The 21,644-nt window shown below is 64.0% G+C and carries 19 protein-coding genes; 15 read left to right on the top strand and 4 right to left on the bottom strand.

Translation table 11 applies throughout. The features are described from left to right. The first annotated feature begins 32 nt into the window (after window positions 1-32). The 11 genes from ACGYKA_RS04625 (at window position 33) to ACGYKA_RS04575 (ending at window position 12,689) form a co-directional block, all read left to right on the top strand. The gene (locus ACGYKA_RS04625; RefSeq protein ID WP_394414070.1) at window positions 33-1,463 is read left to right on the top strand and encodes a Glu/Leu/Phe/Val dehydrogenase; all 1,431 of its coding nucleotides are present in this window, start codon (window positions 33-35) and stop codon (window positions 1,461-1,463) included. A 151-nt stretch (window positions 1,464-1,614) separates the two neighbouring features. Continuing rightward, the gene (locus ACGYKA_RS04620; protein WP_394414067.1) at window positions 1,615-2,868 is read left to right on the top strand and encodes a sarcosine oxidase subunit beta family protein; all 1,254 of its coding nucleotides are present in this window, start codon (window positions 1,615-1,617) and stop codon (window positions 2,866-2,868) included. 12 nt (window positions 2,869-2,880) lie between these two features. Next, window positions 2,881-3,153, top strand: coding sequence for a sarcosine oxidase subunit delta (locus ACGYKA_RS04615; protein WP_067264779.1), 273 nt, complete (start codon window positions 2,881-2,883; stop codon window positions 3,151-3,153). Further along, window positions 3,150-6,086 carry a sarcosine oxidase subunit alpha family protein gene (locus ACGYKA_RS04610; RefSeq protein ID WP_394438053.1) on the top strand — a complete coding sequence of 979 codons (2,937 nt, stop codon included), beginning with the start codon at window positions 3,150-3,152 and terminating at the stop codon, window positions 6,084-6,086. Before ACGYKA_RS04615 ends, ACGYKA_RS04610 begins: the two co-directional genes overlap by 4 nt. Then, window positions 6,079-6,615: a sarcosine oxidase subunit gamma gene (locus ACGYKA_RS04605; protein WP_394414061.1), complete on the top strand. Its 537-nt coding sequence runs from the start codon at window positions 6,079-6,081 to the stop codon at window positions 6,613-6,615. Before ACGYKA_RS04610 ends, ACGYKA_RS04605 begins: the two co-directional genes overlap by 8 nt. A 51-nt stretch (window positions 6,616-6,666) precedes the next feature. Next, window positions 6,667-6,975, top strand: a complete 309-nt coding sequence (locus ACGYKA_RS04600; protein WP_209219329.1) for a hypothetical protein — start codon at window positions 6,667-6,669, stop codon at window positions 6,973-6,975. Window positions 6,976-7,089: 114 nt separating this feature from the next. Beyond that, on the top strand, window positions 7,090-9,087 hold the full coding sequence (dnaG, locus tag ACGYKA_RS04595) for a DNA primase (protein ID WP_394414058.1): 1,998 nt from the start codon (window positions 7,090-7,092) through the stop codon (window positions 9,085-9,087). 135 nt (window positions 9,088-9,222) lie between these two features. Then, window positions 9,223-11,205 carry an RNA polymerase sigma factor RpoD gene (gene rpoD / locus ACGYKA_RS04590; RefSeq protein WP_394414055.1) on the top strand — a complete coding sequence of 661 codons (1,983 nt, stop codon included), beginning with the start codon at window positions 9,223-9,225 and terminating at the stop codon, window positions 11,203-11,205. 102 nt (window positions 11,206-11,307) lie between these two features. Further along, entirely contained in the window at window positions 11,308-11,721 is a 414-nt protein-coding gene (locus ACGYKA_RS04585) for a hypothetical protein (RefSeq protein WP_394417661.1), read from the top strand. A gap of 70 nt (window positions 11,722-11,791) precedes the next feature. Then, on the top strand, window positions 11,792-12,271 hold the full coding sequence (locus ACGYKA_RS04580) for a hypothetical protein (protein ID WP_394414049.1): 480 nt from the start codon (window positions 11,792-11,794) through the stop codon (window positions 12,269-12,271). A 1-nt stretch (window position 12,272) separates the two neighbouring features. Then, window positions 12,273-12,689, top strand: coding sequence for a secondary thiamine-phosphate synthase enzyme YjbQ (locus tag ACGYKA_RS04575; protein WP_394414046.1), 417 nt, complete (start codon window positions 12,273-12,275; stop codon window positions 12,687-12,689). Window positions 12,690-12,707: 18 nt separating this feature from the next. On the opposite strand, the gene ACGYKA_RS04570 is transcribed toward ACGYKA_RS04575, so the two are convergent. Further along, complete coding sequence (locus ACGYKA_RS04570) at window positions 12,708-13,379, bottom strand: SDR family oxidoreductase (RefSeq protein ID WP_394414043.1); 672 nt, start codon at window positions 13,377-13,379, stop codon at window positions 12,708-12,710. Window positions 13,380-13,565: 186 nt separating this feature from the next. Here ACGYKA_RS04570 and nrdR point away from each other — a divergent pair, with 186 nt between their 5' ends. Further along, window positions 13,566-14,033 (top strand): transcriptional regulator NrdR, encoded by a 468-nt coding sequence (nrdR, locus tag ACGYKA_RS04565; protein ID WP_067264800.1) that lies wholly within the window; start codon window positions 13,566-13,568, stop codon window positions 14,031-14,033. A 29-nt stretch (window positions 14,034-14,062) separates the two neighbouring features. After that, window positions 14,063-15,142: a bifunctional diaminohydroxyphosphoribosylaminopyrimidine deaminase/5-amino-6-(5-phosphoribosylamino)uracil reductase RibD gene (gene ribD / locus ACGYKA_RS04560; protein WP_394414190.1), complete on the top strand. Its 1,080-nt coding sequence runs from the start codon at window positions 14,063-14,065 to the stop codon at window positions 15,140-15,142. Between the two features lie 3 nt (window positions 15,143-15,145). Here ribD and ACGYKA_RS04555 read toward each other — a convergent pair whose 3' ends face one another. The 3 genes from ACGYKA_RS04555 to ACGYKA_RS04545 all read right to left on the bottom strand — a co-directional run bounded on the left by ACGYKA_RS04555 (window position 15,146) and on the right by ACGYKA_RS04545 (window position 19,756). Then, window positions 15,146-17,170 carry a capsular polysaccharide biosynthesis protein gene (locus ACGYKA_RS04555; protein WP_394414040.1) on the bottom strand — a complete coding sequence of 675 codons (2,025 nt, stop codon included), beginning with the start codon at window positions 17,168-17,170 and terminating at the stop codon, window positions 15,146-15,148. Between the two features lie 9 nt (window positions 17,171-17,179). After that, window positions 17,180-18,310, bottom strand: coding sequence for a polysaccharide biosynthesis/export family protein (locus tag ACGYKA_RS04550; RefSeq protein WP_394438046.1), 1,131 nt, complete (start codon window positions 18,308-18,310; stop codon window positions 17,180-17,182). Between the two features lie 114 nt (window positions 18,311-18,424). After that, complete coding sequence (locus ACGYKA_RS04545; RefSeq protein ID WP_394414034.1) at window positions 18,425-19,756, bottom strand: capsule biosynthesis protein; 1,332 nt, start codon at window positions 19,754-19,756, stop codon at window positions 18,425-18,427. Window positions 19,757-19,847: 91 nt separating this feature from the next. On the opposite strand from ACGYKA_RS04545, the gene ACGYKA_RS04540 reads away from it, so the two are divergent. Then, a complete protein-coding gene (locus ACGYKA_RS04540; protein ID WP_394414032.1) occupies window positions 19,848-20,435 on the top strand; it encodes a riboflavin synthase in 588 nt (195 codons plus the stop codon). An 81-nt stretch (window positions 20,436-20,516) separates the two neighbouring features. Next, window positions 20,517-21,641, top strand: a complete 1,125-nt coding sequence (gene ribB / locus ACGYKA_RS04535) for a 3,4-dihydroxy-2-butanone-4-phosphate synthase (RefSeq protein ID WP_067264809.1) — start codon at window positions 20,517-20,519, stop codon at window positions 21,639-21,641. The last annotated feature ends 3 nt before the right edge of the window (window positions 21,642-21,644 follow it).

The raw sequence follows: 21,644 nt of genomic DNA, 5'->3' as shown, positions 1-21,644 counted from the left end.
GGACCGCGACCGGACAAGAAGAGGAGAGACCGATGAATCCAGCCAATGAGCCGAGTTTCCGCGACAGTGTGGACCTGATGTTCAATCGCGCGGTCGCGCTGATGGATTTGCCGCCCGGTCTCGAAGAGAAAATCCGCGTTTGCAACGCCACCTACACGGTGCGTTTCGGCGTGCGTCTGCGGGGCCGGATGCATACGTTCACCGGCTACCGTTCGGTCCATTCCGAACATATGGAGCCCGTGAAGGGCGGTATCCGCTATTCCATGGCCGTCAACCAGAACGAGGTCGAAGCGCTGGCCGCGCTGATGACCTATAAATGCGCGCTGGTGGAGGCGCCCTTTGGCGGCTCCAAGGGCGGGCTCTGCATCGATCCGCGCGAATACGATGAACATGAGCTTGAACTGATCACCCGGCGTTTCGCCTATGAGCTGATCAAACGCGACATGATCCACCCCGCGCAGAACGTGCCCGCCCCCGACATGGGCACCGGCGAGCGTGAGATGGCTTGGATCGCGGACCAGTACAAACGCATGAACACCACCGACATCAACGGTGTGGCCTGCGTAACCGGCAAGCCGATCAACGCGGGCGGCATCCAAGGCCGGACCGAGGCGACAGGCCGGGGCGTGCAATATGCGTTGCAAGCCTTCTTCCGTGATCCCGAGGGGCTGAAGAAAGCGGGCCTTTCCGGCAAGCTCGACGGCAAGCGGGTCATCATTCAGGGTCTCGGCAACGTGGGCTATCACGCCGCCAAGTTCCTCAGCGAAGAGGATGGCGCGAAGATCACCGCGATCATCGAACGCGACGGTGCGCTGCACAGCGAAGAGGGGCTGAACGTCGAGGCGGTGCACAAGTGGATCGAAAAGCACGGCACGATCAAAGGCTATGCCGATGCGAAGTTCGAAGAGGATGGCGCCAAGTTTTTGGAAGCGGATTGCGATATCCTGATCCCCGCCGCGCTAGAAGGGGTGATCAACCTCACCAATGCCGAGCGTATCAAGGCGCCATTGATCATCGAGGCCGCGAACGGTCCGGTGACCGCCGGTGCGGATGAGGTGCTGCGCAAGAAGGGCACGGTGATCGTGCCTGATATGTATGCCAACGCAGGCGGTGTGACGGTCTCTTACTTCGAGTGGGTCAAGAACCTCAGCCACATCCGCTTTGGCCGCATGCAGCGCCGCGCCGAGGAATCGCGTCACCAGCTGGTGGTGGATGAGCTTGAGCGGCTGAGCGCGGATAAAGATCTCGGCTGGACGCTGAGCCCCGACTTCAAAGAGAAGTACCTGCGCGGTGCGGGGGAGTTGGAATTGGTCCGCTCCGGTCTCGATGACACGATGCGCACGGCCTATGAGGCGATGGCCCATGTCTGGCACAGCCGCGACGATGTCGATGATCTGCGCACGGCGGCCTATCTCGTCTCAATCGAAAAGGTCGCGGCGAGCTATCACGCCAAGGGCCTTTGAGGGGCGTAACCCTCTTTTGAAGTGACCGAAAAAGGGGCGCCCTGCGCCCCTTTTTGCCGTCGGGGGGCGTAGGGGGTGCGAGAGGCGTTTTCGGTCATTGATACTTGCGCCCCAAGTTGCTTGACTGCGCCAAGACCGGGGGAGGCGAATGATGCGATTTTCAGGACTGCGGGTATTGCGCGAAGGCTTGACCGGCAATCGGGGTTGGACGGCGCAATGGCGCGATCCAGAGCCGCAGGCGGAATATGACGCGGTGATCATCGGCGGCGGGGGGCATGGGCTAAGCACGGCCTATTACCTCGCCAAGAACCACGGCATGACGAATATCGCGGTGCTTGAAAAAGGCTACCTTGGCGGGGGCAACGTCGGGCGCAACACGACCGTGGTGCGCGGCAATTACTTTCTGCCCGGCAATTCCGAGTTCTACAGCCATTCGCTCAAACTCTGGGAGGGGCTGTCGGAAGAGTTGAACTATAACGTGATGTTCAGCCAGCGCGGGGTGATCACGCTGTTTCACTCTGACGCGCAGCGCGATGCCTCGGCCCGGCGCGGCAATGCGATGATCAATCAGGGCGACGATGCGGAACTGCTCGACCGCGAGGGTCTGCGCAAACTGCTGCCCTATCTGGATTACGACAACGGGCGCTTTCCGATCCACGGCGGGTTGCTACACCGACGCGGCGGCACCGCGCGCCATGATGCGGTGGCTTGGGGCTATGCCCGCGGCGCGGACCAGCGCGGTGTCGATCTGATCCAACAATGCGAAGTCACCGGCATCGACATCGAAAACGGCCGCGTGCGTGGCGTGGAGACCACGCGCGGTGCGATCCGGGCCAAGAAGGTGGCGATCGTCACGGCAGGGCGCGCGGGGCAGGTGGCGGCGATGGCCGGGATGCGCCTGCCTATCGAGAGCCATGTGTTGCAAGCCTTTGTCTCCGAAGGGTTAAAGCCCGTGATCGACCATGTGATCAGCTTTGGCATGGGGCATTTCTATATCAGCCAGTCCGACAAGGGCGGGTTGGTCTTTGGCGGTGATCTGGATTTCTATGCCTCCTACGCGCAGCGCGGCAACCTGCCGATGATGGAACATGTGATGGAGGCGGGGATGACCCTGATGCCGATGATCGGCAAGGCCCGCGTGCTGCGCTCTTGGGGTGGGATCATGGACATGACACCCGATGGCAGCCCGATCATCGACAAGACTGAGACGGAGGGTTTGTTCGTCGACTGCGGCTGGTGCTACGGCGGCTTCAAGGCGGTGCCCGCCTCGGGCCATGCGCTGGCGCATCTGATGGCCACCGGGCAGCCCCATGAGACGGCGGCGGGCTTCAGGCTCGACCGGTTCCGTTCGGGCGAAGGCCTGATGGATGAAGAGGCCACCGGGTCTCAGCACAACTTGCACTGAGGGAGGGCTAATATGCGGATCGAATGCCCCATCTGCGGCAGCCGGGATCGGCGGGAGTTCTATTATCGCGGCGATGCCATTGCCTTGGCCCGGCCTGCGCCCGATGCCTCGGATGAGGACTGGGACGCCTATCTGCACCTGCGCGACAACCCTGCGGGAGAGACCCGCGACCTGTGGCAGCATGAGACCGGCTGCGGCGCCTGGCTCGTCGTCACCCGCGATACGGTGACCCATGCGGTACGGGCCGTGGAATTGGCATCGGATGTGAAAAGGGCCATGGCATGAGGATTGCAGGGCGCGGATTGATCGACCGAGAGACGCCGGTCAGCTTTACTTTCGACGGGCGGCGCTACGACGGCTTTGCGGGCGATACGGTCGCCTCGGCCATGCTGGCGAACGAGCAGCGGCTGATGGGGCGGTCGTTCAAATACCACCGCCCGCGCGGGGTGCTGAGCGCAGGCAGCGAAGAGCCGAACGCGTTGGTGACCACCGGCGTCGGCCCCGCGTCAGAGCCCAACGTCCGCGCCACCATGCAAGAGATTTATGAAGGTTTGCAGGTGCGCAGCCAGAACGCTTGGCCGAGCCTCGATCTCGACCTCATGGCGGTGAACGATCTGGCGTCGCCGTTCCTCGGGGCGGGGTTCTATTACAAGACCTTCATGTGGCCGCGTAATTTTTGGCGGCGCGTCTATGAGCCGGTGATCCGCCGCGCGGCAGGGCTCGGGCGGCTGAGCGGCCAGCCCAATGCGGACGCCTATGAGAAAGCCTATGCCTTTTGCGATCTTTTGGTGATCGGTGCAGGCCCGACGGGTTTGATGGCGGCGCTGGTGGCGGCGCGGGCGGGGGCGGATGTGATCCTCGCCGACGAAGATGCGCTGATGGGCGGGCGGCTGAATGCCGAGAACGAGCGTGTCGATGGTGAGTCGGGCCATGTATGGGCGGCGGGCGTGGTCGCGGAACTCGCGGCGATGGACAATGTGCGGCTGATGCCCCGCACGACGGTGACCGGCGCCTATGACGGCGGCATGTTCGGCGCGTTGGAACGGGTCAACCAACACCGCGCGCGGCGGGGCGAGGGCGCGCCGCTTGAGTGTTTCTGGCGCATCGCGGCCAAGCAATCCATCCTCGCGGCAGGTGCTTTGGAGCGCCCCGTCGCCTTCGCCAACAACGACCGCCCGGGCATCATGACCGCAGGCGCGGTGCGCGCCTATCTCAACCGCTGGGGAGTGGCCCCGGGCAAGCAGGTCGCAGTTTTTGGCAATAACGACGACGCGCACCGCACCGCGCGCGATCTGGCCGCGGCAGGTGTGCATGTGGCCGCACTGATCGACAGCCGCGAGGGGGTCCGCCGCGATGGCGCGGATTTCCCGGTGCTGAGCGGGGCGGTGGTCTGCAACACTTCGGGCGGCAAGGAGTTGGAGGCGGTGTCGATCCGCACCGCCGGGGGCGTGCATAAGATACAGGCTGATTGTCTGGCCATGTCGGGCGGCTGGAACCCATCGCTGCACCTCACCTGCCATATGAACGGGCGACCGACGTGGTCGCCCGAGATCCACGCCTTTGTGCCGACCCCCGGCGCGGTGCCGGGGATGCATGTGGCGGGAGCCTGTAACGGCAGCTTCTCGACCCACGGCTGCCTTGCGGCGGGTGTGGCGGCGGCAGGGGAGGCGTTGGCGGCTTTGGGCTGCAAGCCAGTGCCCATCGATCTGCCGCAGGCCGATGACGCGCACTACCGCATTGCCCCGCTTTGGGCGGTGCCGGGCAAGGGCCGGGCGTGGCTGGATTTCCAGAACGATGTCTGCGTGAAGGATGTGCAGCAGGCGGCGGCAGAGAGTTTCCGCTCGGTCGAGCATATGAAGCGCTACACGACCCAAGGCATGGCCCCCGATCAGGGCAAGAACTCCAACGTGGCGGCACTGGCGGTGCTGGCCGATGCCACCGGGCGCGGCATTGCCGAGACGGGCACGACCACCTTCCGCCCGCCCTATACCCCGGTTGCGATTGCAGCGATGGGCGCGGGCGGGCAGGGCAAGGGCTTTGCGCCCGAACGGCTGACCACCAGTCATGCGGCCAGCCTTGCCATGAACGCCCCAATGGTGGAGGCGGGGCTGTGGTATCGCCCCAGCTATTTTCCGCGCGGGCAGGAGCGCAACTGGCGTCAATCCTGTGATCGCGAGATCGGGTTTGTCCGCAAGACGGTGGGCATCTGCGATGTCTCGACCCTAGGCAAGATCGACATTCAGGGGCCGGATGCGGCCAAGCTGCTCGATCTGGTTTATACGAGCAAGTTCAGCACCTTGAAGGTCGGTAAGGTGCGCTATGGGCTGATGCTGCGCGAAGACGGTTTCGTTATGGACGATGGCACCAGCGCGCGCTTGAGCGAGGCGCATTACCTGATGACCACCACCACCGGCGCTGCCGGTGAGGTGATGCGCCATTTGGAATTCGTCACGCAATGCCTGCACCCCGAATGGCAGGTGCATCTGTCTTCGGTCACCGAACAATGGGCGCAATTCGCCGTGGCAGGGCCGAAGTCTCGTGAATTGCTGAACGGGCTGCTGGAGCAGCCGATCGACAATGACAGCTTCCCCTTCATGGCCTGCGGCGATGTGCGGCTCGGCGGGGTCGCGACGCGGCTGTTCCGCATCTCCTTCTCCGGCGAACATGCCTATGAGATCGCCGTGCCCGCGCGCTATGGCGCCGCGCTGTTCGACCTGCTGGTCGCGCGGGCCGAGGCGCTGGAGGGCGGCGCCTATGGGATGGAGGCGCTCAACGTGCTGCGGTTGGAGAAGGGCCATATCACCCACGCAGAGATCGACGGCCGCGCCACGGCAGAGGATATCGGCATGGGGAGGATGCTGTCGGATGCCAAGGACTGTATCGGTAAGACCATGTCCGAACGCCCCGGCCTGCGCGACCCAAACCGCGCGCAACTGGTCGGGCTGCGGCCCGTCGGCGCGGTGAAACAACTCACGGCAGGGGCGTTTCTGTTCGAGGCCGGGGCCGAGGCCAGCCGCGAGAATGCGCAAGGCCATACGACCTCGGTCGGCTTTTCGCCGGATGTTGGCACTTTTATCGGGCTGGGCTTTGTCACCTGGGGCCGCGCCCGGCATGGGGAGGTGATGCGCATGGTCGACCATCTGCGCGAAATCGAGGCGGAGGTGGAGATCTGCGCCCCGGTCTTTGTGGACCCTGAAGGAGGGCGCGCCCGTGGTTGAATTGAAAGCGCAAACACCGTTCGGCGATCTGCTCCCGCTGCACATCGGTGAGATGACGATGGCGGTCCGCGATCTGGGCCAGTTGACCGTGCTGGGTGTGTTTGATCCGGTGGCCCTCACCAAGGCGCTGGAGGCCGCCCATGGGGTTGCCCTGCCGGAGCCGCTTCAGAGCACCGCCAAGGGCGATGCTCGCTGTCTGTGGTTTGGCCGGGAAGAGGCGCTGCTTGTCGGGCCCGCGCCGGATGAGGCGCTTGCGAAACATGCAGCCCTTGTCGACGTCTCGGACGGATGGGCAGTGGCGGAGTTGCAGGGGCCGGGGGCCGAAGATGTGCTGGCGCGGCTGGCCCCGGTGGACCTGCGCGTGGCGGCCTTCAAACCCAGTCAGACTCTGCGCAGCCCCTTGCGCGACATGCCCGCCGCGATCACCCGCACCGATACCGGCTTTTTGTTGATGGTCTATCGGTCGATGGCCGCCACTTTGGTGCAGGAGTTGCGCCGCGCTATGGAAGCGGTGGCATCGCGGCGCTAGGTTGTGCGGCAGGGGCCCGAATCCCCGTTAGGCAAACAACGGAGCATAGACATGAACAAAACGATTTTCGCCGCATTGGCCGCGATCAGCATGGCGGTCTCGGGCCCGGCGCTGGCGGCCTCGAAGAAAGAGACGAGCTGCATGCATCAGGCCGCCGTGGTCGCCGCCGTGCAGCAGGCCCGCCTCGACCGCGTGAAAGAGCGCCAGGTCCCCGCCGCCGTGAAGGCCAAGGCGACATGGCCCGAAAGCTTCAATACCGCGATCCCGCTGGTGACCCCTTGGGTCTACGAGATGAAGATGCGCGACGTGAAAAAGAACGATCTCGCCGCCGCGTGGAAAGAAATGTGCCTCGCCCAATAGGCTGACCAACGCCGTGCCGGGCAGGGGGCGCTGCCCGGCAAAAGGGGCGTTTAACCGCCCGCTGTCGCGCCGCCTCCTCTGGACTCTGAACTGCCCCAGCCGGTATATGAAGCCATGAGCCTGCCCCCCGGATTTTTGGAAGAACTGCGTGACCGCGCCAGCCTGTCTCAGGTGGTGGGGCGCAAGGTTGTTTGGGACAACCGAAAGTCCAATCAGGGCAAGGGCGACATGTGGGCGCCATGCCCCTTCCATCAGGAAAAATCCGCCAGCTTTCACGTCGATGATCGCAAAGGGTTCTACTACTGCTTTGGCTGCCACGCGAAGGGGGATGCGATCTCTTTCGTGCGCGAGACCGAGAATGTGAGCTTCATGGAAGCGGTGGAAATCATCGCCCGCGAAGTCGGCATGACGATCCCCAAGCAAGACCCCCGCGCACAGGCCAAGGCCGACAAGCGCACGCAATTGGCCGAGGTGATGGAGCAAGCGGTGCAATGGTTCCGCCTGCAATTGCGCACCGGGGCGGCGGGGGCGGCGCGCGATTATCTGGCCAAGCGCGGGTTGTCGGAACAGGCGCAGGCGCATTGGGAGATTGGTTTCGCCCCGAACAGTTGGCAGGGTCTATGGGATGCGCTGAAGTCCAAGGGCGTGGCGGATGAGTTGATCCTCGGCGCGGGGCTGGCGAAACCCTCCTCCAAAGGCGGCAAACCCTATGACACGTTCCGGGGGCGCATCATGTTCCCAATCCGCGATGCGCGCGGGCGGGCGATTGCCTTCGGCGGTCGCGCGATGGACCCCGAGGATAAGGCGAAATACCTCAACTCGCCCGAGACCGAACTCTTTGACAAGGGCCGCAGCCTTTACAACGTCAAACACGCCCGCGCCGCCGCAGGGCGGGGGCAGCCGCTGATTGTGGCCGAAGGCTATATGGATGTGATCGCCCTGCATGGGGCGGGCTTCAAAGGGGCCGTGGCCCCCTTGGGCACCGCCATCACCGAGAACCAATTGCAAATGCTGTGGCGGATCGCGCCTGAGCCGATCATCACGCTGGATGGCGATGCGGCGGGCCAACGCGCGGCGCTGCGCTTGATCGATCTGGCTCTACCGCTGTTGGAGGCCGGGCAGAGCCTGCGTTTCGCGGTCATGCCCGAGGGGCAGGATCCCGACGATTTGCTGCGCGCGCAGGGGGCCGGGGCCTTGCAAAAGCTCTTGGACAATGCCCTGCCCATGGTGCGCCTGCTGTGGCAGCGTGAGACCGAAGGCAAGATTTTCGACAGCCCCGAACGCAAGGCGGCGCTGGACAAAAGCCTGCGCGAAAAGATCAAACTGATCCGCGACCCGTCGATCCGCAGCCACTATGGGCAAGAGATCAAGGACCTGCGGTGGGAGCTGTTCCGTCCGCAAAAGAAACGGCCCGAATTCCGCCCCGTCGGGGGCAAAGCGCCGGGCACGGGCAAAGGCGGCAAGGGCGCTGCTTGGGGCGCGCCGCCGCTGGCCCCGCTGGCCAGCACCAAAGCCTCGGCCCTCGTGGCGATGAGCGATGAGCAGGTGGGGATGCATCTGCGCGAGGCGGTGATCCTCGTGGCCCTCGTCGATTGCCCGCAGTTGATCGAGACCTTCGAGACGGGGCTGGAGGCGATGCGCTGCGATGACCCTGATCATGCGCGGCTGCGCGATCTGCTGCTGCGCTTTGGCCATGCGGGCGAAGAGACGCTGCGCGAGGAGATTTCCTATTCCCTCGGCTGGGAGACACTTGAAAATATGAAGGGGCAACGCCACGTTGCCATCACGCCCTGCATCCGCAATCCCGGCAATGTGGACATGACCCGCCTGACCGTGGCCGAGGAACTGGCCAAACTGGATGCTGCCCGTGGGCTGAACGAAGAGATCGCCGAAGCCGTCGAAGACCTCAGCGGCCCGGCGGATGAGGGGGTCACCTGGCGCTTGAGCGAAGCGGCCCGTGCCGCCGATCTTGCCCGCCGCAGCGCACAGGAAGAAAGCAACGGGGAATTCGACGTGGGCGACAACGGCATGACGATGGACCGCGATGAGCGCAGCGCATTGGACGCGCTCTTGGGAACGATTAAATATGACAAGTCAAAGGGCCGCGGATGAGCATTGGCGTGGCCCATTTGCAGGACTTTTTGAAAATGCTGGGCAACGGGTTTAAGAATCACCCATAACCCCGCATGATTCGGAAAACCGAATCGTCTGCGGATGATTCGCGCTGACGCGCTGAAGGAGCATGAGATGGCTGCCAAAGATACGAATGACGACGCAAAGAGCAACGATTCAGAGGCCGGCCACTCGCTCGACATGAGCCAAGCCGCCGTGAAGAAGATGATCGGTGAGGCCCGCGAGAAGGGCTATATCACCTATGATCAGCTCAACACGGTCCTGCCGCCCGATCAGGTCAGCTCGGAACAGATCGAAGACGTGATGTCGATGCTCTCGGAAATGGGCATCAACATCATCGAAGACGAGGAAGCCGAAGAGGAAGAGAACAAAGGCTCGACCGAGGTTGCGACCACTGAGTCCAACCGGGATGTGGCGCTGTCCTCCGGCACCTCCGAGAAGCTCGACCGCACCGATGATCCGGTGCGGATGTACCTGCGCGAGATGGGCAGTGTCGAACTGCTGAGCCGCGAGGGCGAGATCGCCATCGCCAAGCGGATCGAGGCCGGGCGCAACACGATGATCGCCGGGCTTTGCGAAAGCCCGCTGACCTTCCAGGCCATCACCATCTGGCGTGACGAACTTCTCTCCGAAGACATTCTGCTGCGCGATGTGATCGACCTTGAAGCCACCTTTGGCACGCAAATGGGCGATGAGGAGGAGACCTCTCCGGTCGTGGCCCCCGCCGCCGGCGGCGAGACCAAGAGCGAAGAGTCCAAGCCCGAGTATGACGCCGACGGCAATCCGATCTCTTCCGACGACGACGATGACGAGGACGAACAAGCCAACATGAGCCTTGCGGCCATGGAAGCGGCGTTGAAACCGCAGGTTCTGGAAGCGCTCGACATCATCGCGGATGACTATGAAAAGCTCAGCGCGATGCAGGACAGCCGCATCTCGGCCACGCTGAACGAAGACGGCTCTTTCACCAAGGAACAGGAAGAGACCTATCAAAAGCTGCGGTCGGAAATCGTGCTTTTGGTGAACGACCTGCACCTGCACAACAACCGTATTGAAGCGCTGATCGACCAGCTTTACGGCATTAACCGCCGTATCATGCAGATCGACAGCGCCATGGTGAAGCTCGCCGACCAAGCGCGCATCAACCGCAAGGAATTCGTCGACAACTACCGCGGCTATGAGCTTGATCCCAACTGGATGGAGCGGATGGCCGAGAAGTCCGGTCGGGGCTGGCAGATGTTCATCGAACGCTCCTCCGAAAAGGTCGAAGAACTGCGTGCCGACATGGCGCAGGTCGGCCAATATGTCGGCCTAGATATCTCGGAATTCCGCCGCATCGTGCAGCAGGTCCAGAAGGGTGAGAAAGAAGCCCGGCAGGCCAAGAAGGAAATGGTCGAGGCGAACCTGCGCCTCGTCATCTCCATCGCGAAGAAATACACGAACCGCGGTCTGCAATTCCTTGATCTCATTCAGGAAGGCAACATCGGCCTGATGAAAGCCGTCGATAAGTTCGAGTATCGCCGCGGCTACAAGTTCTCCACCTACGCGACATGGTGGATCCGTCAGGCGATCACCCGCTCAATTGCTGACCAAGCCCGCACCATCCGCATCCCGGTGCATATGATCGAGACGATCAACAAGCTGGTCCGGACCGGTCGCCAGATGTTGCATGAGATTGGCCGCGAGCCGACGCCGGAGGAACTGGCCGAGAAGCTGCAAATGCCGCTCGAAAAGGTCCGCAAGGTGATGAAGATCGCCAAGGAGCCGATCAGCCTTGAGACGCCCATCGGCGACGAGGAAGACAGCCAGCTGGGTGACTTCATTGAGGACAAGAATGCCGTGCTGCCGCTCGACAGCGCCATTCAGGAAAACCTCAAGGAGACCACGACGCGCGTGCTGTCCTCGCTCACCCCGCGCGAGGAGCGGGTTTTGCGGATGCGTTTCGGCATCGGCATGAACACCGACCACACGCTCGAAGAGGTCGGCCAGCAATTCTCGGTCACGCGCGAACGTATTCGCCAGATCGAAGCCAAAGCACTGCGCAAGCTCAAACATCCGAGCCGCTCGCGCAAGCTGCGCAGCTTCTTGGACCAATAAGCCAAAACGCGGCCCCGGTGGCCGCGTTTTCTTTTGCGGGGCGGGTCTTTGACCTGCCGCCCGCGCCGCTTACATCAAAGGGGGTATCCCAAGAAGGTTCCCATGATGCGCAAAACTGTCCTTACCCTTCTTTGCCTTATGCTGCCGCTGCAAGCCGCCGCACAGGCCTACCGGGCCGAGAACCGGCTGATCGTTGTGCCCCTCACCGCGCAGGAGTTCGAGGTGATCGAAGACCACGGCGCAGGCGCGCGTCACATCTGGTGCGCCGCAGCGGAGTTTGCGCAGGACGTTCTGGGCCTTCCGCGAGGGGAGCGGCTTTATATCAAAACGCCTCGCGGCCCGTCGGTGAGCGGCGTGGGCCGTACCAGCGTCGTTTACACCACCAACCCTGAGCGGGTGAGCGGCGACAGGGGGCAGTCCTATTCCGTCACGATCAAACGCGCGGGAGAGAACTTGCCCAGCCACCATGCCCGGCAGTTCTGTCTGGATCGCATAATTGAGTTGCGGGATTTCTAAACCGGGGAAGCCGTTGTTTTCACGCGGTGGCAGGCTTATTCTGCGGGTATTGTTACGACGGATTAATCTCATGCGTTTCGTGCTCGCCAGCCTGTTTCTGACCCTCGGCACCAGCCAAGCCCTTGCCCACTGCCACCAGCGCAGCGCAACGGTTCTAACCTGTACGATTGACCATGGGGCGAAGCAGTTGGAGGTCTGCCTCGACGGGGAAGAGGTGATCTACCGCTTCGGCCCGGCTGACGCGCCCGGTCTGACCCTGAGCGCTCCAATCACGGAGGTGGCGCATCAGCCTTGGCCGGGCATAGGTCGCGCCATTTGGGAGAGTACGACCTTTCGGAATGGCGCTTTTACATATGAGGTCCATGGCTCTTTCGACAAACTCGATCAGATCAGCGATGGCGGGGTAACGGTGCGCGAGAATGGGCGCGAGATCGCCTCGCTTTCCTGCGACAGGGGGTCAACGGAACTGGGCCTCTTTGCCATAAGCGACGCGAAAGAGGTGGCAGGACAGTGTTGGGATGCTGAGGCGCAGCACTGGAGAGCCTGCTGAGATGCAGACAGCCTTTACCATTCAAACCCGCGGTCAGGCGCTCTACGAGTTCACGGATGACGTGGCCCGCTGGATTGCGGGGCAGGGGGATGGGTTGCTAACGCTACTGGTCCGACACACCTCGGCATCGCTGCTGATCCAAGAGAACGCGGACCCGGATGTGCAGCGCGACCTTTTGGCCTATTTCGCCCGGCTGGTGCCGCCCGCCGATGCGCCAGAAATGCGCTATCTCACGCATCTGCTGGAAGGGCCGGATGACATGCCCGCGCATATCAAAGCCTCAGTCCTGCCGGTGAGCCTTAGCATCCCCGTCGCGCGGGGGCGGATGATGCTGGGCACGTGGCAAGGCATTTACCTGTTCGAGCATCGCGACGCCCCGCATCAGCGGCGCATCGCGGCGCATTTCCGGCCCGACTGACGCCGGACGGGGCAGGGGTCACCCTGTCGGCATCAGGTGAATTTCACGCACCGCGGCCCGGGCGGGCGCTTCGAGCGCATGCATCACCGCATCTGCCACATCCTCAGGCTGCAACTTGTCGGGTTTGGCCTCGTCGAAAAAGGCGGTGTCGACCATGCCGGGCGAGACCACCATGCAGCGGCCACCCCATTCGGCCATCTCATCCGCCAGATTGCCCGCGTAGCCGTGGATAAACCACTTGGTCGCCCCGTAGATCGACCCTTGGATATGACGCCGCCCGGCGGCAGAGCCAGTCACGACATATTGCCCAGTGGTCTTGCGCAGATGCGGCATGGCGGCATGGGCGGTATAGAGCGCGCCCATGATGTTCAGGTCCACCATCACTTTCCAATCCTGCGGGTCGCCATTCTCCGTCCCCGCCGAGCTGGTGCCGCGCCCGGCGTTGGCGAAGGCAGCGTCAACCTGTCCGAAGTGGTCGGCCAGTTTGTCGATCGCTTGTTTCTGCGCGTCGTAATCGGTGGCGTCGCCCACCAGCACCAACGCCTGATCGCCGATCTCATCGGCGAGGTCGTTCAGCTTGTCTTCGCTCCGGGCAAAGAGGCCGATGTTCCAGCCCGCTTTCGCGGCGGCGCGGGCGGTGGCGGCGCCGATCCCGCTGGAGGCGCCGGTTAGGAAAAGTGTCTTGGTCATGGTATGCTCCGTTTATAGCCTTCGTTGACCAACGCGGCGGCATGCCGTTGGGTCCATGACACATATTTGAACGCAAGATATAGCTGTGGAAATCTTCTCTACCCAAAACCTCGCGGCTCCCCTATAAGTTTTGACAAGAGGGCCGCGCGCCCCACAAGTGAGGCAGGATGAAGAGGGGGACGGCCGATGCGCTGCCCGTTTTGCGGAAATATCGACACCCAAGTGAAAGACAGCCGCCCGGCCGAGGATCACGTCTCGATCCGGCGCAGACGGTTCTGCCCGGCCTGCGGGGGCCGCTTCACCACCTACGAACGGGTGCAATTGCGCGACCTTGTGGTCATCAAAACCTCCGGCAAGCGCGAGGATTTTGACCGCGACAAGCTGGAACGCTCGATCCGTATCTCCATGCAGAAACGCCCCATTGATCCCGAACGTATCGATCAGATGATCTCGGGCATCGTGCGCCGGTTGGAAAGCATGGGCGAGACCGACATCAGCTCGAAACATATCGGTGAGATCGTGATGGAGGCGCTGGCCCGGATCGACACCGTGGCCTATGTGCGTTTCGCCTCTGTTTACAAGAACTTCCAAGCCGCGGACGATTTCGACAAATTCGTTCAGGAACTGCGGCCCGACGCCCTGCCGGAAGAGTGACCGGCGAGCGGGTGAGCGACGCGCGGTATATGGCGCTGGCGCTGTCCTTGGGGCGGCGCGGGCAGGGCAATGTCTGGCCCAATCCGGCGGTGGGCTGCGTCATCGTGCAAGGCACGCGGATCGTCGGGCGCGGTTGGACCCAGCCGGGCGGGCGTCCCCATGCCGAGCCGCAAGCGCTGGCGCAGGCGGGTGCGGGGGCGCGGGGGGCGACGGTCTATGTCACGCTTGAACCCTGTTCCCACCACGGCAAAACGCCGCCCTGTGCGCAGGCGCTGATCGACGCAGGCGTGGCCCGCGTGGCGATCGCGACGCAGGATGACGACGCGCGGGTCAACGGGCGCGGCATCGCGATGTTGCGAGATGCCGGGATCGAGGTCTCGGTCGGGCTGCACGAAGACGCGGCCCGCGCGGATAACGCCGGTTTCTTCTGCCGCACCGATCTGGGCCGCCCGATGCTCACGCTGAAGCTGGCCAATTCCTTTGACGGGCGCATCGCCACCGGCACGGGCGAAAGCCAGTGGATCACCGACGCCCCCGCGCGGCGGCTGACCCATGCCATGCGCAGCCGCCATGACGCGGTGATGGTCGGGGCAGGCACCGCCCGGAAGGACGACCCGAGCCTGACGGTGCGTGGTCTCGGGCTTGCCCAGCAACCGGCGCGCGTCGTCGTCTCCCGCAGGCTCGACCTGCCGTTGATGGGGCAACTGGCGCGCACGGCGGCTGAGGTGCCTTTGATCCTCTGCCACGGTGCGGATGCCGATCCGGCTTTGGTCAAAGCTTGGGCGGATCTGGGGGCGACACTGCTGCCCTGTGCCGCACGCGGGGCGCAGTTGGACCCGCAGGATGTGATGCGGCAATTGGCGGCGCATGGCCTCACAAGGATTTTCTGCGAGGGGGGAAGCGCCTTGGCCGCTTCGCTTATCGAGGCGGATTTGGTCGACCGGCTGGTGGGGTTCACCGCCGGGCTGGTGATCGGGGCCGAAGGTCTGCCCGGCATCGGGGCGCTTGGCCTGTCGCGGCTGGCCGAGGCGCCGCGCTTCGCGCTGCAATCCAGTCAGCAGATTGGGCCGGACCTGCTGCACATTTGGCGGCGCAACGCAGCCGATTGAGCGCTACCGCCGCCAGAGGTGGCTCTGGCTGGCAAAGACCCCTTGGAGTTTCGACAGCATTCGGTTGCCCAGGCCGGCGCGGGGCAGGCGGCCCGTGGCCAGCCGTTCGACGACCACCTCAACGGGGCAGGGCAAGCCGCTGACCGGGTCGCGGTAGCGCGGGTAATCGATGAGCGCGGCATGAACGAGCCCTTCGAGCGTCGGTGTCGCGCGGCGGCGGGGCGGGACATCGCCCCGGTCTTCGGTCAGCCCCCAGCCCGCGTAGAAGGGCGCGCCCAAGGTCACCACCGGCACCCGGCGTAGGAGGGCTTCGAACCCCAGGAGGGAGGTCATGGTCCAAACCGCGTCGACTTGGCCCAGAAGCGCCACCGGGTCGGCCCGGTGCAGGATCAGATCGGCCTCGCCCGCCTCGGTCGCGCCTTTGCGCAGGCCCGCTTCGACATCAGGGTGGGGTTTGTAGAGGATCACGGCATCCGGGTTTGCGGCGCGGGCGGCGGCCAGCAGGGCCGCGTTGCTGCACACATCGCCCGTGCCGGTGAGGATAGAGGCGTCGTCTTCGACCTGTCCGGGGACGAGGATGCGCCGCCCCGGCGGCAGGTCGGGCGCGGCACCGCCGAGGTTGTATTTGCTGAGGCCCGCCCCAGTCAGCGCCGCGATCAGCGCGCGGGCGCGGGCCAGTTGATCGGGGCGCAGGTCGGCGCGTTTCGCGATCCATTTCTCCAACCGGCTCGGCCCTTGGGGATCGTAGTAGATGCCCAGATCGTCGCAGACCAGCGACAGGGGCGGGACCAGTTCGGCCCCCAGCCCACGCGAGCGCAGAAACCCGTCCTCGACCCGCAGCGCATCTTGGGGCGCGACCTCGGCCTTGCTGGCCCAGACCATGGCGCGGCGGGGCGGCTTGGGGGCTTCTGCCGGGCCTTTGCGAAAGCGAAGGGGCGTGGTCGTTCCGAAGAATTGTTGCAGCGGGCGGCGCTTCCACAGGCGCATGCCCCATGCGTCCCAGCCGCGATGATCCTCTCGCCACGCGCGGGCCTGCGCGGCGAGGGCGGTGAGGGCCGTCTCGAAACTGCCGAGTTCGTCGCGATAGGGGTCGTACCAGGTCGGATAGAGGATCATCGCGGCGGCGAAGAGTTGCGCGCGGCTAAGGCGGCGCTGGCGGCGTTGAACGGGGAATTCATCCTCCGTTAGCCCCCAACCGGCATAGAAGGGCTGGCCGAAGACGCGCGGTCTGTGGCCTGCAAAAATCGCCTCGAACCCCATTTGCGAAGAGACCGTGTAGACACCCACCGCCCCTTCGAACAGTGCCCAAGGGCTGATGGGATCGGTCAGCAGGGTGATCCGGTCGTTGGTATCCTCGGGGCCGTAATGCCCGGCGCGGTAGCCCCGTGCCGTCTCGGGATGGCTCTTGATGATGACCCGTGCGCCGGGGTGTTCCTCTTGCGCGAAGACGAGCATTTCCAGAAACCGCGCACGATCCGCGCCCGAGGCGGTGACCGAGGCGTCGCCGCGGGTCTGGTCGATCACCAACACATAGCCCGGCTCCGGCGCGGGCATGTCGGGGTCAAAGCCCGCATATTTTGTCAGATGCGCCTCGGCCATCTGCGCCATGCCGCCCCGGGCGCGGTCCAGAAGGGCGGTATCGTCCAGCGGGTGATGGGCGAGCAGCTCTTCGAGGTCTGAGGGCTGGGAGGGATCGAAATGCGCGCTTCGGCTGTCGATCAGCAGGCCCAAGGGCGGCTCGCCCGCGCGACCGGGGTGGAGCGAGCGCAGCCATGCGTCCTCCACCCGGATCACCAGCACGCCGCGTTTGGCGGCCACGGCCAGCCCGCGATGCGCGGTGGGGGAGTTGCCCCAGACCACCACGGCGTCATCGGGGCCGGGCAGGCCAAGGCGCAGGGAATGGCCCGAGAGTTGCAAGATGCGCCGAACCCTGCGCTGCGTCAGAAACCCACCGTTATATACGAAAAGCCGCCGGCTCCTTTCGGGACCGGCGGCGGGGTATTGGTATGGGTCAGCTTCGAAGGCCACCGGGGTGGCTCATTCGGTCAGCGAGGTGATGCTATCCGCCGAACCCGCCGTGCCGGTGATGGCCGAGATTACCTTGCTCCACTGGGTGAAGGGCGCTTCGGTCACATAGATCGTGTCGCCGTCGCGGATCACGAAATCGCGGGCCATGAACATGCCGTTGGGTTTGGTCAGGTCGGTGACATAGACCATGCGCTGCGCGCCAGTCAGATCGCTGCGCCCCAGCACCTGTTCGGCGACTTCCTCAGGCTCATTGCGGAACACGAAGACGCCGGTGGGGTCGGCCGAGAGGGGGCTGAGCCCGCCCACCTGCGCGATGCCTTCCAAAAGCGAGAGGTTTTGCGATTCAAAGGGCACGCGGGCCTGTCCGCCGGTGGCGCCAAGCGCGGTGAAAGAGCGGGTGTCTTCCTCGACCAGAATCCGGTCGCCCGGACGCAGGGCGATGTCGAGTTCGGGGTGGTCATAGAGGTCTTGGAACCAAATCTTACCGCGCTGCCCGCCGCGGATCACGGTGACCTGCGCGATTTCGGGGATGATGGTCACACCGCCCGCGCGTGCCAGCATGGCGGCCAGCGTGCGGGTCGGCCGTTCGATCGGGTAGACGCCCTGCGCCCCGATGGAACCGATGAGCGAGACGGTCGAGCCGTCACCGGCGGCGCGGCGCACTTCGACCTGCGGGTCGGGGGTCTGTTCGCCCAACTTATTGGTGATGATGCGGCGGATCGCCGCGGGAGTGTTGCCCGCAGCGCGAATGCGGCCCGCGTAGGGGATAAAGATAAAGCCCGCGCCGTCGACCTGCACCTCTTCCAGGATGGTGGCCGGGGCGCCTTCGACGCCGAGAAGCGGATCGTCCACGTTCTCATAGACCGTGATGCCAAGAATGTCGCCCGGCTGGATCGTGTCGGAGCCGACCCGGCCTGCGTTCTTGAAGCTTTCGGAAAAGCCAAGCGCGGGGGCCACGGCGGTGGCGCGGGTCACACGGTCGTTCACGCTGACGACGAAGGCATCGCCTTCGCGCTGAACGGAGCCTGCGTAGATTTGACGTTTGTTCGGTCCAACCTGCGGCAAACCACAAGATGAGATGACGGCCACCGCCGTCAGCGCTGCGATGGGGCGCGCCCACCGGAAAGATACGGATTTCACTGCCCGGTCTCCTCGACCTGAAATATCTGCCTCGAAATCGCCAATTGTCTTGACGTATTACTTTGCAACTTAGCGCAGCCTAGCGAAAAAATCTACAGGGCGGAATGGGTTAACTCAGGTGACGACCCGCAACTGTTGCCGAGGGGCCGCGGTGCCCTGTTCCAGTGCGTCATAGGGATCCTCGGTGGCGAGCATCATATCGACCACTTGGCGCAGCAATTGCCGCCGCCCGCGCGCGGCATAGAAACCGCCCGGAACCTGAGAGGTTTCAAGCAGATAGCGGCGGTAATCCTTATACGCGCGGTTGTCGGGGCGGTTGGCGGTGGCAAAGAATTCCGGCAGCGGCTGGTCCGACACGAATTCGGGCTGAGAATAGACCGCGCGGCCAAAGACCTTGAGGGGGATGCCGCGCCAGAGCACCTGTTGTCCGGCGGTGGAATTCACCGTGACAGCACTGCGGGTGTCATTGAGAAGCTGTGCCAGCTTGCCGCCGCGCACGAAATGCACGCGGTCTAAGACGCCATGCAGGCGGGCCAGCCGTTTGACATCGCGCCGCACCGGCACGCGGCCATCCTCCAGCGGATGCGCCTTGATGACGAGGTGGTGATGCTGCGGCGCGCCCTTGGCGAACCCTTCGATCACCAGTTCAAGGAAATCGGCCATCGTGTTGAAGGGCGAATGTTTCTGAAAAGAGGAATCATGCTCCAATTGCAGCAGCGCCAGATGGTAGGGAAAGCCGCCCAGCCGGATCTTCAGCGTGGCCAGCAGGCGGTCGGCAGCCAGCACCGGCATCAGCAAGAGCCGCTTGAGGTAGAGACGGAATTCCTTGGTGACCGGCAGGCTGCGGTGTGGTTTGAAATTGCGGTAGTCGCCGTTCCGAAACATCACGAACCAATGGTAAAGTGCGCCGTAGAAGATGTGGTGGCGCATGTCGCCCCAATGGCCCGGCGGCAGGGGGGCTTCCATGTCTGAGCGGGCGAGGGCGGCCTGCATTTGGGGAATGGTCATCTCCATCAGCCGCGAGTTGCCGTTCGATCCGCCGCGCTCATAGGTGACCCAATAGGGCCGCATATAGCCTTCCTCAAAGACATGGACGGTGATGCCACGGCGCTTGGCCTCGGCCACCGCTTCGGCGTGGATGGGGCGGGTGTCGCCGTAAAGCACAATGTCGGTGACCTGTTTGTCCTCCAGCAGGCTGGCAAAGACGCCCGGCCAATCCTCGACCCTGCCGCGAAAGGGGATGTAGGTCGACGGATGAAACCAAAAGGCCCGGTCGCCCGCGTTGAAGCCCACCCGCCAGACCTCGGCCCCCGCACGGCGCAGCATCTTGCCCAGACTGTTAAAGAAAGGGCCATGCGGTCCTTGCAGGAACAAGAAGGTTCTGGTCGGGGCGGCGGTCACGGTCACTCTGGTCCTTTGGTGGGGCTTTGCCCTCTTAACCACCATATAATAGGGGCGACAATGTGGCGTCACCCGCTCTTGCCTGTGGCGGTGACCGGGTTTACCACTGCGCGGAACCAGCAAAGGAGCCTACCCCATGTTCACCGGCATTATCACAGACGTTGGCACCGTGACCAAGCTGGAGCAGGAAGGCGACCGGCGCGCGCGCATCCAGACCGGCTATGACACCAGTGGCATCGACATGGGCGCCTCCATCGCCAGCGACGGGGTCTGCCTGACCGTCGTGGGGCTGGGCGAGGATTGGTATGAGGTGCAGATCAGCGCCGAGACCGTGGCCAAGACCAACCTCGGCCAGCACTGGTGCGAGGGCAAACGCGTGAACCTTGAACGCGCCTTGAAGGTGGGCGATGAGTTGGGCGGACATATCGTCTCGGGCCATGTCGATGGCGTGGCCGAGATCATTGAGATGAAAGACGAGGGCGACAGCACCCGCGTGACCCTGCGCGCGCCCGAGGATCTGGCGCGGTTCATCGCGCCGAAAGGCTCGGTGGCGCTGAATGGCACCTCGCTGACGGTGAATGATGTTGATGGCTGTGATTTTGGCATCAACTTCATCCCGCATACCAAGGAGGTGACGACTTGGGGCGATGCCGGCGTCGGCGATCTGGTGAACCTCGAAATCGACACGCTGGCCCGTTACGTGGCGCGTTTGAACGAGATGTGACGCCGCGCCCTTCGGGGCGCGCTCTGGCCAAGCGGCGCGGGTCAGGCTAAGAGCCGGGCAACAGATAGATGGAAGCAGCCGATGCAATTTGACAAACCCGGACCGGTCGAGACAGGGCTGAGCGACGCGATCTCGCCGATCGAAGAGATCATCGAAGACGCGCGCCAAGGCCGCATGTTCATTCTGGTGGATCATGAGGACCGCGAGAACGAAGGCGATCTGGTGATCCCGGCTGAGTTTGCCGATGCCGCGGCGATCAACTTCATGGCGACCCATGGGCGCGGGCTGATATGTCTGCCGATGACGGCGGAGCGGGTCGATCACCTTGGCTTGCCGATGATGGCGGTGAACAACTCCTCCCGGCATGAAACGGCCTTTACCGTCAGCATTGAGGCGCGTGAGGGTGTCAGCACCGGCATCTCTGCCGCCGACCGTGCGCTGACCGTGGCTGTGGCGATCTCGGAACAATCCGGTTCGGCAGATATTGCCACCCCCGGTCACGTCTTCCCCCTGCGCGCCCGCGATGGTGGCGTGCTGGTGCGGGCGGGCCATACCGAAGCCGCGGTCGATATTTCGCGCCTCGCGGGGCTGCACCCTTCGGGCGTGATCTGCGAGATCATGAAAGACGATGGCGAAATGGCCCGTCTGCCCGATCTGGTGGAATTCGCCGCCGCGCATGGGCTCAAGATCGGGACGATCAGCGATCTCATCACCTACCGCCACAAGCACGACAATCTGTTGGTGGAGCGCGACAGCCGCACCGTGACCTCCGCCTATGGCGGCGACTGGCAGATGCGGGTGTTCTCCGACCAGATCACGGGCACCGACCATGTGGTGCTGACCAAGGGCGACATCTCGACCCCCGAGCCGGTGCTGATCCGCACCCATGCGATCAACGCGTTGGAAGATATTCTCGGCCTCGGCCCCAGCCCTGCGGATGAGTTGCCCCGCGCCATGCAGATCATCGCCGAAGAGGGGCGGGGGGCCGTGGTGCTCTTCCGCGATCCTTACCCGCGCCTCAAGCTCGACCCCGAGGATGACGACCGCCCGCGCACGATCAAACGCACTGGGCTTGGCGCGCAGATCCTCTCGACAATGGGGCTGCATGAACTGGTCCTGCTGACCGACAATCCCGATACGCGCTATCTGGGCCTCGACGCCTATGCGCTGGAAATCGTGGGCACCCGGCCCATCACTACGGAGTAATCG

This window comes from Sulfitobacter sp. 1A15106, from assembly GCF_043556995.1.
Lineage (GTDB): Bacteria > Pseudomonadota > Alphaproteobacteria > Rhodobacterales > Rhodobacteraceae > Sulfitobacter > Sulfitobacter faviae.
This window is presented reverse-complemented; position numbering and strand designations above follow the sequence as displayed.

Bases quoted from the DNA above. Each gene is read 5' to 3' on its own strand.
- ACGYKA_RS04625 (WP_394414070.1), top strand. From the start codon at position 33: ATGAATCCAGCCAATGAGCCGAGTTTCCGCGACAGTGTGGACCTGATG.
- ACGYKA_RS04620 (WP_394414067.1), top strand. From the start codon at position 1,615: ATGCGATTTTCAGGACTGCGGGTATTGCGCGAAGGCTTGACCGGCAAT.
- ACGYKA_RS04615 (WP_067264779.1), top strand. From the start codon at position 2,881: ATGCGGATCGAATGCCCCATCTGCGGCAGCCGGGATCGGCGGGAGTTC.
- ACGYKA_RS04610 (WP_394438053.1), top strand. From the start codon at position 3,150: ATGAGGATTGCAGGGCGCGGATTGATCGACCGAGAGACGCCGGTCAGC.
- ACGYKA_RS04600 (WP_209219329.1), top strand. From the start codon at position 6,667: ATGAACAAAACGATTTTCGCCGCATTGGCCGCGATCAGCATGGCGGTC.
- dnaG (WP_394414058.1), top strand. From the start codon at position 7,090: ATGAGCCTGCCCCCCGGATTTTTGGAAGAACTGCGTGACCGCGCCAGC.
- rpoD (WP_394414055.1), top strand. From the start codon at position 9,223: ATGGCTGCCAAAGATACGAATGACGACGCAAAGAGCAACGATTCAGAG.
- ACGYKA_RS04585 (WP_394417661.1), top strand. From the start codon at position 11,308: ATGATGCGCAAAACTGTCCTTACCCTTCTTTGCCTTATGCTGCCGCTG.
- ACGYKA_RS04580 (WP_394414049.1), top strand. From the start codon at position 11,792: ATGCGTTTCGTGCTCGCCAGCCTGTTTCTGACCCTCGGCACCAGCCAA.
- ACGYKA_RS04575 (WP_394414046.1), top strand. From the start codon at position 12,273: ATGCAGACAGCCTTTACCATTCAAACCCGCGGTCAGGCGCTCTACGAG.
- ACGYKA_RS04570 (WP_394414043.1), bottom strand. From the start codon at position 13,379: ATGACCAAGACACTTTTCCTAACCGGCGCCTCCAGCGGGATCGGCGCC.
- nrdR (WP_067264800.1), top strand. From the start codon at position 13,566: ATGCGCTGCCCGTTTTGCGGAAATATCGACACCCAAGTGAAAGACAGC.
- ribD (WP_394414190.1), top strand. From the start codon at position 14,063: ATGGCGCTGGCGCTGTCCTTGGGGCGGCGCGGGCAGGGCAATGTCTGG.
- ACGYKA_RS04545 (WP_394414034.1), bottom strand. From the start codon at position 19,756: ATGGTGGTTAAGAGGGCAAAGCCCCACCAAAGGACCAGAGTGACCGTG.
- ACGYKA_RS04540 (WP_394414032.1), top strand. From the start codon at position 19,848: ATGTTCACCGGCATTATCACAGACGTTGGCACCGTGACCAAGCTGGAG.
- ribB (WP_067264809.1), top strand. From the start codon at position 20,517: ATGCAATTTGACAAACCCGGACCGGTCGAGACAGGGCTGAGCGACGCG.